We start from the raw sequence: 14,591 nt of genomic DNA, 5'->3' as shown, positions 1-14,591 counted from the left end.
CCTCGACAACGGCGTGGCCCGGACCCCGCCCATGGGCTGGAACAGCTGGAACACGTTCGGCTGCAGCATCAACGAGACGCTCATCCGGCAGATGGCCGACGCGATCGTCAGCACCGGCATGCGGGACCTGGGCTACCAGTACGTCGTCGTCGACGACTGCTGGTTCAACCCGAACCGCGACTCGGCCGGCAACCTGCAGGGCGACCCGGGCCGGTTCCCGAGCGGGATGAAGGCGCTCGGCGACTACCTGCACGGCAAGGGCCTCAAGTTCGGCATCTACCAGGTCCCGGTCGACAAGACCTGCGCCCAGTACTTCGGCAGCTATCCGGGCGCGACCGGCAGCCGGGGCCACGAGGCGCAGGACGCCCGGCAGTTCGCCGCCTGGGGCGTCGACTACCTGAAGTACGACTGGTGCTCGCCGAACGGGAGCATCGACGACCAGGTGGCCACGTTCGCGAAGATGCGCGACGCGCTGGCCGCCACGGGCCGGCCCATCGTCTACAGCATCAATCCGAACAGCATCCACGCCAAGACGGGCCCGCAGCGCAACTGGGGCGACGTCGCGAACCTGTGGCGTACCACCGAGGACATCACCAACGCCTGGGACACCGGCCAGACCAACGGCTACCCCATGGGCATCCAGAACATCGTCGACGTCACCGTCCCGCTGGCCGGGTACGCCCGTCCGGGCCAGTTCAACGACCCGGACATGATGGAGGTCGGCCGCGGCGGCATGACCGACACCGAGCAGCGCAGCCATTTCGCGCTGTGGGCCGTGCTGGCGTCCCCGCTGATCGCCGGTAACGACATCCGGTCGATGAGCGCCGCCACCCAGACGATCCTGAAGAACCGGAACCTCATCGCGATCAACCAGGACCCGCTCGGGCTGCAGGCGGCACAGGTCAGCAACGACGGCACCCGCCGCGTGCTGGCCAAGCGGCTCGCCGACGGCGACGTCGCGGTCGCGCTGTTCAACCAGGGCAGCGCCACCACGACCGTGTCGACCACGGCCGCCGCCGCCGGCAAGGCGGGCAGCTCGTTCACGCTCACCGACGCCTGGAGCGGCGCCACGACCACGAGCACCGGCGCCATCAGTGCCGCCGTCCCGGGACACGGCACGGTGGTGTACCGGGTCAGCGGCGGCACCGGCACCCCGCCGGGCACCACCACGACGCTCGTCGGCGCCGCGTCGGGACGCTGCCTGGACGTGCCGAACAGCGCGACCGCGAACGGCACTCAGCCGGTCATCTGGGACTGCAACGGCGGCGCCAACCAGCGCTGGACGGCCACGGGCCAGACGATCCAGGCGCTCGGCAAGTGCCTCGACGCCCCGGCGGGCGCCACGGCCGGCGCGAAGGCCCAGCTGTGGGACTGCAACGGCGGCACCAATCAGCAGTGGACGCTCAACGCCGACGGCACGATCCGCGGCGTGGCCTCCGGGCTGTGCCTGGACGTCGACCACAACCTGACCGCGAACGGCACCGTGGTGTTGCTGTGGACCTGCACCGGCGCCGCGAACCAACGATGGTCCCGCGTCTGACGGACGAGACGTACGCTGCAGCATGGACGCTCCACAACTGATCGCGTACGCGGACCGGCTCGGCGGGTCGCTGCGGGGGCTCACCGAGTTCCTGCGCGGCCCGCTCCGGGACACCTTCGGCGGGGTGCACGTCCTGCCGTTCTTCCGCCCGTACGACGGTGCGGACGCCGGGTTCGACCCGGAGGACCACACCGAGCCGGACCCGCGGCTCGGCAGCTGGGCGGACGTCGGCGAGCTCGCCCGGACCCACACCGTGATGGCCGACGTCATCGTGAACCACATGTCCGCCGGAGCCGGCGCCTTCCGGGACGTGATCGCCCGCGGCGACGACTCGCCGTACCGTGGGATGTTCCTGACCATGGGGTCGGTCTTCCCGGACGGCGCCACGGAGGACGAGCTCACGACGATCTACCGGCCGCGGCCGGGCCTGCCCTTCACGATGATGATGCTCGGCGGGCGGCCCCGGCTGGTGTGGACGACGTTCACCCCGCAGCAGGTGGACCTGGACGTCCGCGACCCCGGCACCTGGGACTACCTGTCCGGCATCGTCGACCGGCTCACCGGCGCCGGCGTCACCCTGCTGCGGCTGGACGCCGTCGGGTACGTCGGCAAGCGCGCCGGCACCACCTGTTTCATGACCGGGGAGACCCACGCCTTCATCCGGCGGCTGCGGGCGTACGCCCACGAGCGCGGCGCCCGGGTGCTGCTGGAGATGCACGGCCACTACCGGCAGCAGCTCGACCTCGCGCCCACCGTCGACCTGGTGTACGACTTCGCCCTGCCGCCCCTGGTCCTGCACGCCCTGCACGCGCGCGACGCGGGCCCGCTGGCGCGCTGGCTGGCGGTCCGCCCGCCGAACGTGGTCACCGTGCTCGACACCCACGACGGCATCGGCATCGTGGACGTCGGCGCCAGCGCCCTCCTGCCCGGGGTGCCCGGCCTGCTGACCGCGGAGCAGATCGACGCGCTGGTCGAGGCGGTGCACGACGCCAGCGGCGGCACCAGCCGGCTCGCCACCGGCACGGCCGCCGGCAACCTGGATCTCTACCAGGTGAACTGCACGTTCTTCGACGCGCTCGGCGGCGACGACCGCCGGTATCTGCTCGCGCGACTGCTCCAGCTGTTCCTGCCCGGCATCCCGCAGATCTACTACGTCGGCCTGCTCGCCGGGCGCAACGACGTCGAGTTGCTGCGGCGTACGGGGGTGGGACGCGACGTCAACCGGCACCACTACGGCCCCGGCGAGGCCGAGCAGCAGCTGGACCGCCCGGTCGTACGGGCCCAGCTCGCCGCGATCCGCCTGCGCGCCCACCACCCCGCCTTCCAAGGATCCTTCGCGTACGACTGCGGCGACACCACCGTCGACCTGCGGTGGCGGCACGGCACCGCGGCGGCGGCGCTGCGCATCGACCTGCGAGACTGCGGTCACCGGCTCGCCTGGGAGTCGGACGGCGTCGTGGAGGTCACCGAGGACGTCCTGACGCTCGCCGACCACGACGGCCGGTGACGCGCAGCGCGGCACCTCCCTACAGGACGGCGCAGGTCAGCGTCGGCGTGGTGGACGCGCTGCCGTTGACGAGCATGCCGAAGGTGGTGCCCGACCCGGGGGCGAGCGCGCCGTTGTAGGACGCGTTCGTCACCGTGGCGGTGCCGCCCGAACTGCTCAGCGACCCGTTCCAGACCTGGCTGATCGTCTGCCCGGCCGGCAGCGTCCAGCTCACCCGCCAGCCGGTGGTGGCCGCCGACCCGGTGTTCGTCACGGTGGCGTCGGCCTGGAAGCCGCCCTGCCAGCTGTTGACGACCTTGAAGGTCGCCGCGCAGGCGCGAGGCTCCCCGGCCGGTGGCGTGGAGGGCGACGTCGGCGGTGTGGTGGGCGGCGACGTCGGCGGTGTGGTGGTGCTGGGCAGCTGCGAGAAGAACCGCCAGATCTCGCCACCGGTCCAGGTGCGGGCGCCGCTGGTGCTCGTGGAGCCGTCCACCGGCTCGGGGGTGTGGTCGCCGTCGAACGCGGCCCACGTCACCGGGTAGCCGGACCGGCATCCGGAGTAGGCGGTGACGATGTGGTTGAGGCTGCCCCGGGCCGGCTCCGGCGGGTTCTGCGCCGTGCAGCCGTTGGTGCGCACGAAGGTGTCGCGCAGCGACCGGCCGAGCGAGATGTCGAGCACGCTGTCGTGGGTGCCGTGGATGCCCAGATAGGCGACCGGCTGGGTGCCCCCGTTGCAGCCGCTCAGGTTGGCGCCGGAGAGCACGGCGACCGCGCGGAAGACGTTCGGGCGGGCGCACGCGACGGCGTAGCTCATCGCGCCGCCGTAGCTCCAGCCGGTGGCGAACACCTGCGACGTGTCGACGCACAGGTCGCCTTCGATCAGCGATGTGAGCGCGTCGACGAGGGCGAGGTCCCGGCCGCCGGTGTTGGCCCACCCGTTGTCGATCCCCTGCGGGGCCACGAGGATCGCGCTGTTGTCGGACAGTTGCTGCTGTCCGTAGTAGGCCCACACGGCGCCGGCGGACCCGCCGCTCGCCACGTCCTGGGCGGTCCCGTTCAGCCAGTGGAAGGCGAAGATCAATTTGTACGGCCGGTTGCGGTCGTAACCGTTCGGGACCCGCAGGATGTACGTGCGGTTCTGGCCGCCGCTGGAGATCGTGCGGGTCCCGCTGGTCAGCGTCGGCGTCTTGCCGCAGCCGGCCGTGGCCGCCGCGGTGCCGGGCGCCGCGGCGGAGGCCGTGCCGCCGAGGAGGCCGGTCACGATCGACGCGCTGAGGGCGAGGGCGAGGACGGCCGCTGCCGCCGCGGCGGCGACGCGGCGATGAATCGAGCCGGGTGGGGAGGCGGAGCACGTCCGCTGGTCTTCGAGCACGGTGACTCCTGGGAACGAGCGATGGGAGCGCTTCCATTTATGGTCGCCAATATTGCATCGCCGCGCGCGGCGCTCAAACCCGACCATCTCGGGCCCGCCGGCATAACAGGTTTTCGGTCAGGACCGCGGACTTGTCACGTCGTCGTGCAGCTCAGTGACGGAGTGCTGGGCGTACCCCCGCCGAGCAGTCCGAAGGTGGTCGACGCGTTCGCCGCCAGGACGCCGTTGTACGAGGCGTTGCCAACCGTCACCGTCGAGCCGCCGGCGCCGAGCGTGCCGCCCCCACACCTGACGGGCCGGGCTCGGCGCGATCAAGGCCGGCACCGCCAGGAGGAGCACGGCCAGCACGGCGGGCAGGCGCTCCGGCAGCAGGGATCTCACGAAGGAAAATGCTGCCAGCGCCTTCAAACGCATTCAAGGCTGCCTATGGATGACCATGTCCGGCCGACCCGGGTAACGGCTTTTCAGGCGCCCGCCGAGACGGAAGGCTGATCGGCACGCGATAGGGACCATCGGCCCTTGAGGTGCTCTTGACGCGGCGGTGACGCTGCGGGGAAGGCCGCCGGCGCGGGCGCTGCCAGCCCCGGAACCGGCGACGTCTTCCCAGGGGAGGTCAGCGATGTCGGTGATCCCGGACAAGACCATCGGAACAGCCGGTCGGCGCCCCGCCGAGCCGATCCCGGACTCGGCGTTCCTGCAGCCGGACGACCTGGGCGGCGCCCAGCCGCGGCACCCGGACGACGAGTTCGCGCGCCACCTGCGCCCGCCGATGCCGTGCCGCGACGGCCGGTACACCAGCCGGTTGCTGCGGCGGGCCGAGGGCACCGTGCTGATCGACTACCCGGTCGCCGAATTCCACACCACGGTGCTGGAGCACGTCATCCGCTACCGGGGCGCCGGCGCGGCCGCGTACCTGCGGGAGCTGCGGATGGCGGCGGGCAACGGCGGCTGCACCGACGACACCGGGCAGTGGACGGTGCAGGAGACCGGGCTCGCGGGCCCCCGCTCGCTGCTGATCCGGCTCCACGAGGAGTTCGAGGACCCGTCGGGGCAGCCGGCGAGCAAGGACTCGTACCTGATCGCGGCCCGAACCGGGCAGATGGTGGTCGTCCTGGCCGACATGGGGTGGGAGATGGGCTCCGGGAGCCCGGAGACCGTCCGCCCGCTCATCGACGCGGCCCTGCAGCGCGCCGGCACCCTGCGGTAGCCGGCCATGGCATTCCCGGCTCTGAGCGCCGCGCTCTCCACCCTCGTCATGACCGCGCTGCCGGCCCTGCCCGCGGCGGCCGCCCCGGAAAACGCCGTCGCGCCGGCGCCCCCGCACTACCGGGCCGTGGCGCTCGGCACGCTCGGCGGATCCTCGACCATGGCGTACGGGATCAACGACCGCTCGCAGGTGGTCGGCCGGTCGGAGACCACCGACGGCTACGCGCACCCGTTCCTGTGGCAGCGCGGGCACATGTCCGACCTCGGCGTGCTGGCCCCCGGCGAGGACCAGCTCGGCACGGCCCACGACGTCAACGCCCGCGGTGACGTGGTCGGCGGCAGCCGCGACGCGCAGGGGCACATGCGGGCCGTGCTGTGGCGGCACGGCCGCATCACGGTGCTGGGCAGCGTCTCCGGCTTCGCCAACGCCGTCAACGACCGGGGCCAGGTCGTCGGAACACAATGGACGGAGACGACGCAGCCGCGCGGGTTCATCTGGCAGGACGGGCGCCTGCAGGACCTCGGCATCCCCGGACCCACCGAACCCCTCGACATCAACAACCGGGGCCAGGTCGTCGGCTGGTCCGGCCGCGGCGCCGACGGGCCGCACCGCGCGTTCCTGTGGGACCACGGGACGGTCACCTGGCTGCCGACGCCCGGCCCGTACAGCGACGCCGGTGCCGTCAACGACCGCGGCGAGATCGTCGGCTCGGTCGGCACCTACTCCGGCGAAGAGGTCCCCCACGCCACCCGGTGGTACCACGGCACCGTGACCGACCTCGGCATCCTGCCGGGCGGCAACGCGAGCGCCGCCGGGGCCGTCAACGCCCGCGGACTCATCCTGGGCGTCAGCAACGCCGAGCCGTATTCCATCGAGGAACACCCGGTGTTGTTCCGACGTGGTGCGGTCCTGGACCTCGTGCCGGCGGGGATACCTCAGGAAGCGGCGTACTACCTGGGCGGCATCAACACGCGCGGGGAGATCATCGCGGGCGGCAGCCTCTACCGGCCGGCCCCGCGGACGCCCACCGGGTGACCGTGCCCGGGCTGGAGCCGCGCCGGCCGGGATGTGCCGGTCCACGGCCCGGCGCCGCGGCCCGGCGTCTCCCGGCTCTGCCCCGTTCCACCCGTTGCCTCCGCGATGCCCGCCGGCCCGCCGGGGCGGGCCTCCCGTAGACCCTTCCGGCCGGTCGGCCGGCTGCGCGATGCCGGTCGGCCGGCCCGTCCGCTCGGGACGTCCGGCACTGCCTGCTCCGTCGCGGGACGGCCGACGATGGCGGGGTCAGCGACCCGGCTCGAGCGGGGAGGACGGTGTGCCAGCGCTTCGCGATGTGCTCAACCGGTTCCGCGCCGTCGGGCCGCCCGGGCCGGCCGCGCCCGCCGCCGTCCCGGCCGACCGGCGCACCGAGCGCGCCGAGGAGCTGGCGCCGGTGTTCGCCGCGCTGGCCGGCACGCGTACGGCAGCCCGCGAGCTGGTCGACGCCGCGCGCGTGGACGCCGACCGGCGCCGCGCCGACGGGGAACGCCGGGCCGAGGAGATCGTCGCCGCCGCGCTCGCCGAGCGGGACGCGATCCGGGCGGCCGCGTTCGCCGCCGCCCGCGGGGAGCACGCCGCGGCCGCCGCCGACCGCATGGCGCAGGCTCGCGGCGAGGCCGCCGAGGTCGCCGCGCGGGCCGCGCGGCGCAGGCCGTCGCTCACGACCCGCGCGGCTGCGCGGGCGCGGGACCTGCTCGCGGCGGACGAAACGGGAAGCGGGCACTGATGGGCGCCGGCGATGTGGCGGGGGCCGTCCGCGCGCGGGCGCTGGCCCGGCGCCGGCTCGGGCCCGCGTCGGCCCGCCGGATCGCGGGGCTGCCGGGACCGGACGCCGCGGTGGCCGAGCTCGCCACGACCCCGTACGGCAGATACGTACGCCGCGACGACACTCCCGCCGAGGCGGAGAACGGCATCGCGCGTACGGTGCTGTGGCATCTGCGGGTCCTCGCGGGCTGGCAGTCCCGGTCCGCCGCGGCGCCGGTACGGCTGCTCGCCGCCGCCTTCGAACTGGCCAACCTGGACGAGCACGTACGGCGGCTGGACGGCGGCCCGGCGATGCCACCGTGGAACCTGGGCGCGCTCGCGGTGGCCTGGCCACAGCTGGCTCGCACCGGCACCCGGGCGGAGCTGCGCGCCGCCCTGCGCCGCTCACCGTGGGGCGACCCCGGCAGCGACAGCCCATGGGCGCTCACCGTCGTTCCGCGGCTGGCGTGGCTGCACCGGGTCTCCGCCCGGGTGCCGGAGGCCGCCGAATGGGCGTACGGCGCCGCGTTGCTGCTGCAGGCCCGCGAACAGGTCGTCGCCCGGCACCCGCTGGACGATCCCGCAGCGGCCCATGTCCGTGCGCTCACCGGCGCCGCGACGCTCGGCGCCGTGAGCCTGACCGACCTCGTCGCCCGCGCGGACCGGCGAGCCCGGTGGGCCGTCGCCGGGGTGGACGACCCACAGGATCTGTGGCGCGCCGAGGCCCGCTGGTGGGCCCGGCTGGACGCGGACGGGCTGGCGCTGCTGCACGGCATGCGGTTCGGCGGCGCCGTGGCGATCGGCTGTACGGCGGTGCTCGCCGCCGACGCCTGGCGGGTCCGGGCGGCGCTCGCCGCGGCCGCGCGCGACGGGGACACCGAGGTGCTCGATGCCGTGGCGTGACGTGGTGCAACCGGCGCCGATGCGACGGATCGCCGTGGTGGCACCGGCGGACCGCAGCCGGGACGTGCTCGTCGCGCTGGCCCGCAGCGGCGCCGTGCAGATGGACGACCCGGTCGACGGCGCCCGCGAGGGACCGGCCGCCGGCGCGTTGCACCGGCTGGGCGGAACCCCGGCCACGCCTCTGCTGGCCGTCACGGCACCGGATGTGGAGGCGCTCGTGGCGGCCGGTCGTGGCGATCTGCTGGCCGGGGAGGCCGAGCTGGAACGCCGTACCGCGGGTGCCGCCGCCGACGGCACGCTGCGCGCCTGGGTCGGCTGGTGCCCGGACGAGCGGGCCGGCGAGCTCTCGGCCGCCCTGGCCGCGGTGGAGGCGGCCCTGGTGCCGCTCCCCCGGCCGGCCGGCGCCGACCCGCCCACGCTGCTGCGTCACGGCGCCGCGCTACGGGAGTCCTTCGCGCCGCTGGTCGGCACGTACGGGACCGTTCCGTACGCGGATGTCGACCCGACGATGCTCGCCGGGCTGGCGTACGTGGTGATGTTCGGCATGATGTTCGCCGACGCGGGGCACGGCGCGCTGCTGCTGATCGGCGCGGTGGCCCTGCGGGCGGCCCGCCACGGCCGGTTCGCGCGGCTGCGCCGGGTGTGGCCGTTCGTCGCCGCGGCCGGGCTGGCCAGCGCCGCGTTCGGAGTGCTGTTCGGCGAGTTCTTCGGGCCCACCGGGGTGCTGCCGGTGCGCTGGCTGGCGCCGCTGGACCAGCCGGTGCAGCTGCTCGCCGCCGGCGTGGGGCTGGGGGCGGTGCTGCTGGCCGGCGCGTACGCGGTGGGCGTCGTGAACCGCTGGCGCGAGGGCGGCCCGCGCGCCGCGCTGTACTCGCCGTCCGGCATCGCCGGCGCGGCCTTGTTCGCCGGGCTCGGCGCGCTCGCCGCCGGGCTGTACCTGGGCCGCTGGGAGCTCGCCGGGCCGGGCGCCGCGGTCGCCGCGCTGGCGGTCGTGCTGGCGGGGATCGGCCTGTTCGCCGCCTCGGGCGGCGGCGCGGCCGGCGTCGCCGAGACCGGCGTACAGCTGTTCGACCTGGTCATCCGCGTGGCCGCGAACGTGGTGTCGTTCGCCCGGCTCGCCGCGTTCGGGTTGACCCATGCCGCGCTCGGCGCGCTGGTGTGGAGCGGCACGGTCGCGCTGTGGCGCCGCCACGAGGTGATCGCGGTCGTCTTGGCGCTGCTGCTGTTCGTCGTCGGCAACGCGCTCACCTTCGGTTTGGAGGCGCTGGTGGCGGGGGTGCAGGCGCTTCGCCTGGAGTACTACGAGTTGTTCTCCCGGGTGTTCGAGGCGGAGGGCCGCCCGTTCCGCCCGTGGTCCGTACCTGTGGAAGAGGTGCCTTGATGAACGGGTGGTTGTGGACGCTGCCGGCCGTGCCGGCGGCCCTCGTCGCCGGCGGCCTGCTCGCCCGGCGGCGGGGCCGTACGCTGCGGGCGGCCCTGGTGCTCAACGGGATCCTGCTGACCGCGGGGGTGCTGGCCGCGATGCTGGCCCTCGGGGCCGGCCCGGCGCAGGCCGCCCCCGCGACCGGCACGGCGGCCGGCAACTGGGCGGCGCTGCTCGGCGCGGCCGTCGCGGTCGCCGGCTCCTCGATCGGCGCGGCGATCGCGGTGGCCTACACCGGGGCCGCGGCGCTGGCCGCGATGAGTGAGCGGCCCGAGCTCTTCGGCCGGGCGATGGTGATCGTGGGCCTCGCCGAGGGCATCGCGATCTACGGCCTCATCGTCGCGATCATCCTGATCGGACGGGCCTGATGGGCGGCGTCGCGGTGCTGGGCGAGCCCGCGGCCGTGTCCGGCTGGGATCTGGCCGGGGTGCTCGTCGCGCCGGCCGCCGGGGCGGCCGCGGTCCGCGAGGCCTGGGACGCGCTACCGCCGGGCGTGGCCCTCGTGCTGCTCACCCCGGACGCGGCGGACGCGCTGGCGGACCGGCTCGCCCGCGGGTCGCGGCTGGTGGCGGTGCTGCCATGACCGCCCTCGGCCACCACCCGCGGGTGGCGACGGACGCGCTGGCCCCGGTACGGCACGCGCTGATGCGCCGCGCCCAGGCCGAGGCCGGCCGGTTGCGGGCGGACGCCGAGGCCGACGCGGCCCGGCGTACCGGCGCGGCCCGCGCCCGCGCGGAGGAGATCCGCGGGGAGGCGCGACGTGCGGGCAGCGGTTCGGCGGAGGCCGCCGGGGCCACCATCGTGGCGGCCGCCGGTCGCGATGCCCGGCGGCTGGTGCTGACGGCCCGGCGGGAGGCGTACGAGGCGTTGCGGGCCGACGTGCGCGAACGGGTGGCCGCCATGGTGGGCGACCCGGCGCAGTGCCCCGCGTTCCGGGCCCGCATCCGGACGCTGCTGGGCCCCGGCGCCGAGATGGAGGCGATGCCCGGCGGGCTGGCCGGCACCGCGGGCGACGTCCGTGTCGAGTGCACTGTGGACGGACTGACCGACGCGGCGCTGGCGGCGCTGGGCAGCGCACCCGAGGAGATGTGGCAGCCATGAGCGCCGGGACCGTCATCCGCGTCGACGGGCCCCTCGTGGAGCTCGAACGCAGGGGCCGGCTGGCCATGTTCGACCTGGTGGAGCTCGGGCCCTCCGGGCTGCCGGGTGAGGTCGTGGCCATCCGCGACGGCCGGGTGACCGTGCAGGCCTACGAGTACACCGGTGGGCTGCGCCCGGGTGACCCCGTACGGGCCGGCGGCGGACCGCTCTCCGCCCGGCTCGGCCCCGGCCTGCTCGGCCAGGTCTTCGACGGCCTGCTGCGCCCGCTCAGCGGCGGCCCGGTGTGGTTGCGGCCCGAGGCGCCCACCGACCATCGCGACCCCGGCCGGCAGGCGTTCACGCCGTCCGCGCGGGCGGGCACGAAGGTCGCCGCCGGGGACGAGCTGGGCGTGGTGCCCGGCCCGGGCGCGGTCGCGTACGCGATCCTCGTGCCACCCGGCACCGCGGGCACGCTGGAGTGGCTGGCGCCCCCCGGCGAGTACGGCCTCACCGACCCCATCGCCACCGTGTCCGGCGCCCCGCTGCGCCTGTACGAGCGCTGGCCCGTCCGCACGCCGCGCCCGTGCGCCCGCCGGATCACCGCGGACACGCCCCTGCACACCGGCCAGCGCGTCATCGACCTGCTCCACCCGGTCCTCAAGGGCAGCACGGTCGCGGTGCCCGGCGGCTTCGGGACCGGCAAGACGCTGTTGCTGCAGCAGATCGCGAAGTGGTGCGACGCGGACGTGATCGTCTACGTGGGCTGCGGCGAGCGCGGCAACGAGATGGCCGACGTGGTCGCCGATCTCTTCGCGCTCACCGATCCGCGTACCGGCGGGCCGCTCGCCGATCGCACCGTGGCGATCGTGAACACGTCCAACATGCCGATGATGGCCCGGGAGGCGAGCGTGCACTCGGCCGTCACGGTGGCCGAGTACTTCCGCGACATGGGCCGCGACGTGCTCGTCATCGCGGACTCCACCTCGCGGTGGGCCGAGGCGCTGCGCGAGTTCGCGTCCCGCAACGGCACCCTGCCCGCCGAGGAGGGCTATCCGGCCGACCTCGCGTCGGCGCTGGCGGCGTTCTACGAACGGGCCGGCGCGGTGCTGACCGCGAGCGGCCGGCGCGGCTCCGTCACCGTGATCGGGGCGGTCTCCCCGCCCGGCGGCGACCTCACCGAACCCGTCACCGCGCACAGCCAGCGATTCGTCCGGTGCCTGTGGACGCTGGACCGGGATCTCGCGTACGCCCGGCATTATCCGGCCGTCTCCTGGTCCGCGTCGTTCTCCCGCGACGTGGACGCGGTCGCGGCGTGGCACGCCCAGCACGGCGCTCCGGAGTGGGCCGCGCAGCGCGCCCGGATCGGTGCGGTGCTCGCCGAAGGGGACCGGCTCGGTGACCTCGCGGACCTGATCGGCCTGACCGGGCTCGCCGCCGGCGAGCGCGCGACGGTGCTCACCGCCCGCCTGGTACGCGACGGCGTGCTGCGCCAGAACGCGCTCTCGCCGCACGACGGCTTCTGCCCGGCCGGCAAGTCGGCCGCGCTGGTGGACGCCGTGCTGGCGGTCGGCGACCGGCTCCGGGAGCTGGCCGGCGCCGGCGCGGACCCGGCGGAGCTGGAACGGGTCGACTTCGGACCGCTGCTGCGGGCGCGGGACGTCGTGGCCCCCGACGACATCGACGGCGTGGCGGCAGCCCGCGATGCCGTGCTGACGCGGCTGCGGGGGTCACGATGACCGGGTTCGCGCGCCTGGCGCACACGGCCGTACGGGAGCTGCGCGGCCCGCTCGTCGTGCTGTCCGGCGTGCACGGCGTCGGATGGGACGAGTCCGCGGAGGTCCGGCTCACCTCCGGCCCGGTCCGGCACGGGCTGGTGCTCGCCGTGGACGGGGACCTGGCCGTCGTACAGGTCCTGGAGGGCACGGCCGGGATGGACCCGGCCGGCACGGCGGTCGCCTTCGCCGGGGAGCCGCTGCACATCCCGGTCGGGCCGGGCTGGCTCGGCCGGACCTGCAACGGCCGCGGGGAACCGATCGACGACGGGCCGCCCGTGCTCGGCGACCGGCGCGCGGCCGTCTCCGGCTTCCCGCTCAACCCGGTCCAGCGGTCCACCCCCGTGGACGCGGTGCTCACCGGCGTCTCGGCGGTCGACGCGCTGACCACCCTCGTACGAGGCCAGAAGCTGCCCATCTTCAGCCGGGCCGGCCTGCCGCACCTGCAGCTCGCCACCCAGATCGCGGCCCAGGCGTCGGCCGGCGGCGAGCCGTTCGCGGTGGTGTTCGCCGGCATGGGGCTGACCCACGCCGACGCGGACGCCGTCCGTGACGCCCTGGACGGCCGGGCCGCGGCCGGCGAGCTGACGCTGCTGCTCAACACCGCCGACGACCCGGTGATCGAGCGGATCACCACGCCCCGGCTGGCGCTGACCGTCGCCGAGGACCTCGCCTTCACCGAGGGCCGGCACGTCCTCGTGGTGATGACCGACATGACCAGCTACGCCGAGGCGCTGCGCGAGGTGTCCGCGGCGCGCGGCGAGGTGCCCGGGCGGCGCGCGTACCCGGGCTATCTCTACAGCGATCTGGCCTCCCTGTACGAGCGCTGCGGGCGGATCCGCGGGCGGCCGGGCTCGCTGACCGTGCTGCCCGTCCTGACCATGCCGGCCGGCGACATCACCCACCCGGTGCCCGACCTGACCGGCTACATCACCGAGGGGCAGGTGGTGCTCTCCGCCGAGCTGCACGCGCGGGGTGTGTACCCGCCGGTGGACGCGCTGTCGTCGTTGTCGCGGCTCATGCGGCACGGGGCCGGGCCGGGCCGTACCCGGGAGGACCACCTTGATCTGGCGGCGCAGACGCTGGCCGCGCTGTCGCGGGCCCGGCAGGCCGCCGAGCTCGCCGACCTGGTCGGTCCCGCCGGGCTGAGCGAGGTCGACCGGCACTACCTCGCGTTCGAGGACGTCTACCGGCGCCGGCTGCTGGCGCAGGGCCCGGACGAGCGCCGCGAGCTGGACGAATCGCTGCGCCGGGCGTGGGAGGCGGTGCTGGTCCTGCCCCGCTCGGAGCTGGTGCTGCTGCCGGACGCGCTCCTCGACGAGCACGAGGCGACACCGTGAGCGCGGGCGGCGTACGCGTGCCGCCGGGCCGGGCCGGCATCCTGATCCTGCGCCGCCGGCTCGCGGTCGCCGAGGGCGGCGCGGACCTGCTCACCCGCAAGCTGACGCTGCTCACCGCGGAGGCGGACCGGCTCGCCGCCCGCGTGGCGGCGACCGAGCGGGAGTGGCACACCGCGGCCTCGGCGGCGCGGCGACGGCTGTCCCGCGCCGCCGGGGTCGGCGGGGAACGGTCCCTGCGCCTGGCCGCGCTGCCGCCGGCGGCACAGGTGTCGCTCACCTGGGCGAGCCTGATGGGGCTCCGCTACGTCACGGAGACCCGGTGCGAGCTGCCGGAGCGGCCGCCCACGGCGGCACCACCGGCGGCTGCGGCGCTGGCCGCGGATGCCGCCGTACGGGAAGCGGTCCGGGCCGGCGCGCGGCACGCGGCGGCGGCGCACGCGGTGGGCGTGGTGGCCGCCGAGGTGCGGTTGACGCGGCAGCGGCTGCGCGCGCTCGAACGCCGCCGGATCCCGGCGCTGCGCGAGGCGCTGGCCCAGGCACACGCGCAGGTGGAGGAGTCCGAGGGCGCCGACGCGGCGCGGCGCCGGTGGGCGGGCGCCGCCACGGGTCCCGCGTCGAGTCGCCTCGGGCCATCCGGCCCTGGTGAGCCGGGATCGGCGCCGCGAGGCTGAACCCTGGGCCGTCCTTCG

Annotated in this window: 14 protein-coding genes and 1 pseudogene; 13 read left to right on the top strand and 2 right to left on the bottom strand. The window is 75.4% G+C overall.

Annotated elements, in window-relative coordinates; genetic code table 11:
- Positions 1 to 31 precede the first annotated feature (31 nt).
- Together AB0K03_RS00800 and gtfA are read left to right on the top strand one after the other, a co-directional pair.
- On the top strand, positions 32 to 1,540 hold the full coding sequence (locus tag AB0K03_RS00800) for a ricin-type beta-trefoil lectin domain protein (protein WP_364679372.1): 1,509 nt from the start codon (positions 32 to 34) through the stop codon (positions 1,538 to 1,540).
- A 22-nt stretch (positions 1,541 to 1,562) separates the two neighbouring features.
- Positions 1,563 to 3,047, top strand: coding sequence for a sucrose phosphorylase (gtfA, locus tag AB0K03_RS00795; RefSeq protein WP_364678512.1), 1,485 nt, complete (start codon positions 1,563 to 1,565; stop codon positions 3,045 to 3,047).
- Positions 3,048 to 3,066: 19 nt separating this feature from the next.
- Here gtfA and AB0K03_RS00790 read toward each other — a convergent pair whose 3' ends face one another.
- Entirely contained in the window at positions 3,067 to 4,398 is a 1,332-nt protein-coding gene (locus AB0K03_RS00790) for a cellulose binding domain-containing protein (protein ID WP_364678509.1), read from the bottom strand.
- A 134-nt stretch (positions 4,399 to 4,532) separates the two neighbouring features.
- A pseudogene (locus tag AB0K03_RS00785) lies at positions 4,533 to 4,661 on the bottom strand (cellulose-binding protein); the annotation flags it as partial.
- A gap of 356 nt (positions 4,662 to 5,017) precedes the next feature.
- Between AB0K03_RS00785 and AB0K03_RS00780 the strand changes: the two are divergent.
- The 11 genes from AB0K03_RS00780 to AB0K03_RS00730 all read left to right on the top strand — a co-directional run bounded on the left by AB0K03_RS00780 (position 5,018) and on the right by AB0K03_RS00730 (position 14,573).
- Positions 5,018 to 5,605, top strand: coding sequence for a hypothetical protein (locus AB0K03_RS00780; RefSeq protein ID WP_364678506.1), 588 nt, complete (start codon positions 5,018 to 5,020; stop codon positions 5,603 to 5,605).
- A gap of 6 nt (positions 5,606 to 5,611) precedes the next feature.
- Positions 5,612 to 6,640, top strand: a complete 1,029-nt coding sequence (locus tag AB0K03_RS00775) for a hypothetical protein (protein WP_364678503.1) — start codon at positions 5,612 to 5,614, stop codon at positions 6,638 to 6,640.
- 277 nt (positions 6,641 to 6,917) lie between these two features.
- Positions 6,918 to 7,367, top strand: coding sequence for a hypothetical protein (locus tag AB0K03_RS00770; protein WP_364678500.1), 450 nt, complete (start codon positions 6,918 to 6,920; stop codon positions 7,365 to 7,367).
- Positions 7,367 to 8,287, top strand: coding sequence for a hypothetical protein (locus tag AB0K03_RS00765; protein ID WP_364678497.1), 921 nt, complete (start codon positions 7,367 to 7,369; stop codon positions 8,285 to 8,287). Before AB0K03_RS00770 ends, AB0K03_RS00765 begins: the two co-directional genes overlap by 1 nt.
- The gene (locus AB0K03_RS00760) at positions 8,274 to 9,668 is read left to right on the top strand and encodes a V-type ATPase 116kDa subunit family protein (protein WP_364678495.1); all 1,395 of its coding nucleotides are present in this window, start codon (positions 8,274 to 8,276) and stop codon (positions 9,666 to 9,668) included. Before AB0K03_RS00765 ends, AB0K03_RS00760 begins: the two co-directional genes overlap by 14 nt.
- Positions 9,668 to 10,078 (top strand): ATP synthase subunit C, encoded by a 411-nt coding sequence (locus tag AB0K03_RS00755; RefSeq protein ID WP_364678492.1) that lies wholly within the window; start codon positions 9,668 to 9,670, stop codon positions 10,076 to 10,078. The genes AB0K03_RS00760 and AB0K03_RS00755 overlap by 1 nt, the downstream gene beginning before the upstream one ends.
- Complete coding sequence (locus AB0K03_RS00750; RefSeq protein ID WP_364678489.1) at positions 10,078 to 10,293, top strand: hypothetical protein; 216 nt, start codon at positions 10,078 to 10,080, stop codon at positions 10,291 to 10,293. Before AB0K03_RS00755 ends, AB0K03_RS00750 begins: the two co-directional genes overlap by 1 nt.
- Positions 10,290 to 10,811: a hypothetical protein gene (locus tag AB0K03_RS00745; RefSeq protein WP_364678487.1), complete on the top strand. Its 522-nt coding sequence runs from the start codon at positions 10,290 to 10,292 to the stop codon at positions 10,809 to 10,811. The genes AB0K03_RS00750 and AB0K03_RS00745 overlap by 4 nt, the downstream gene beginning before the upstream one ends.
- Positions 10,808 to 12,526 carry a V-type ATP synthase subunit A gene (locus AB0K03_RS00740; RefSeq protein WP_364678485.1) on the top strand — a complete coding sequence of 573 codons (1,719 nt, stop codon included), beginning with the start codon at positions 10,808 to 10,810 and terminating at the stop codon, positions 12,524 to 12,526. Before AB0K03_RS00745 ends, AB0K03_RS00740 begins: the two co-directional genes overlap by 4 nt.
- On the top strand, positions 12,523 to 13,902 hold the full coding sequence (locus AB0K03_RS00735; RefSeq protein ID WP_364678483.1) for a V-type ATP synthase subunit B: 1,380 nt from the start codon (positions 12,523 to 12,525) through the stop codon (positions 13,900 to 13,902). The genes AB0K03_RS00740 and AB0K03_RS00735 overlap by 4 nt, the downstream gene beginning before the upstream one ends.
- Entirely contained in the window at positions 13,899 to 14,573 is a 675-nt protein-coding gene (locus AB0K03_RS00730; RefSeq protein ID WP_364678480.1) for a V-type ATP synthase subunit D, read from the top strand. Before AB0K03_RS00735 ends, AB0K03_RS00730 begins: the two co-directional genes overlap by 4 nt.
- Positions 14,574 to 14,591: the final 18 nt, after the last annotated feature.

Source organism: Actinoplanes sp. NPDC049316 (assembly GCF_040677315.1).
GTDB lineage: Bacteria > Actinomycetota > Actinomycetes > Mycobacteriales > Micromonosporaceae > Actinoplanes.
The sequence above is the reverse complement of the archived record's forward strand: the minus strand, read 5'-3'. Positions and strand labels throughout refer to the sequence as shown.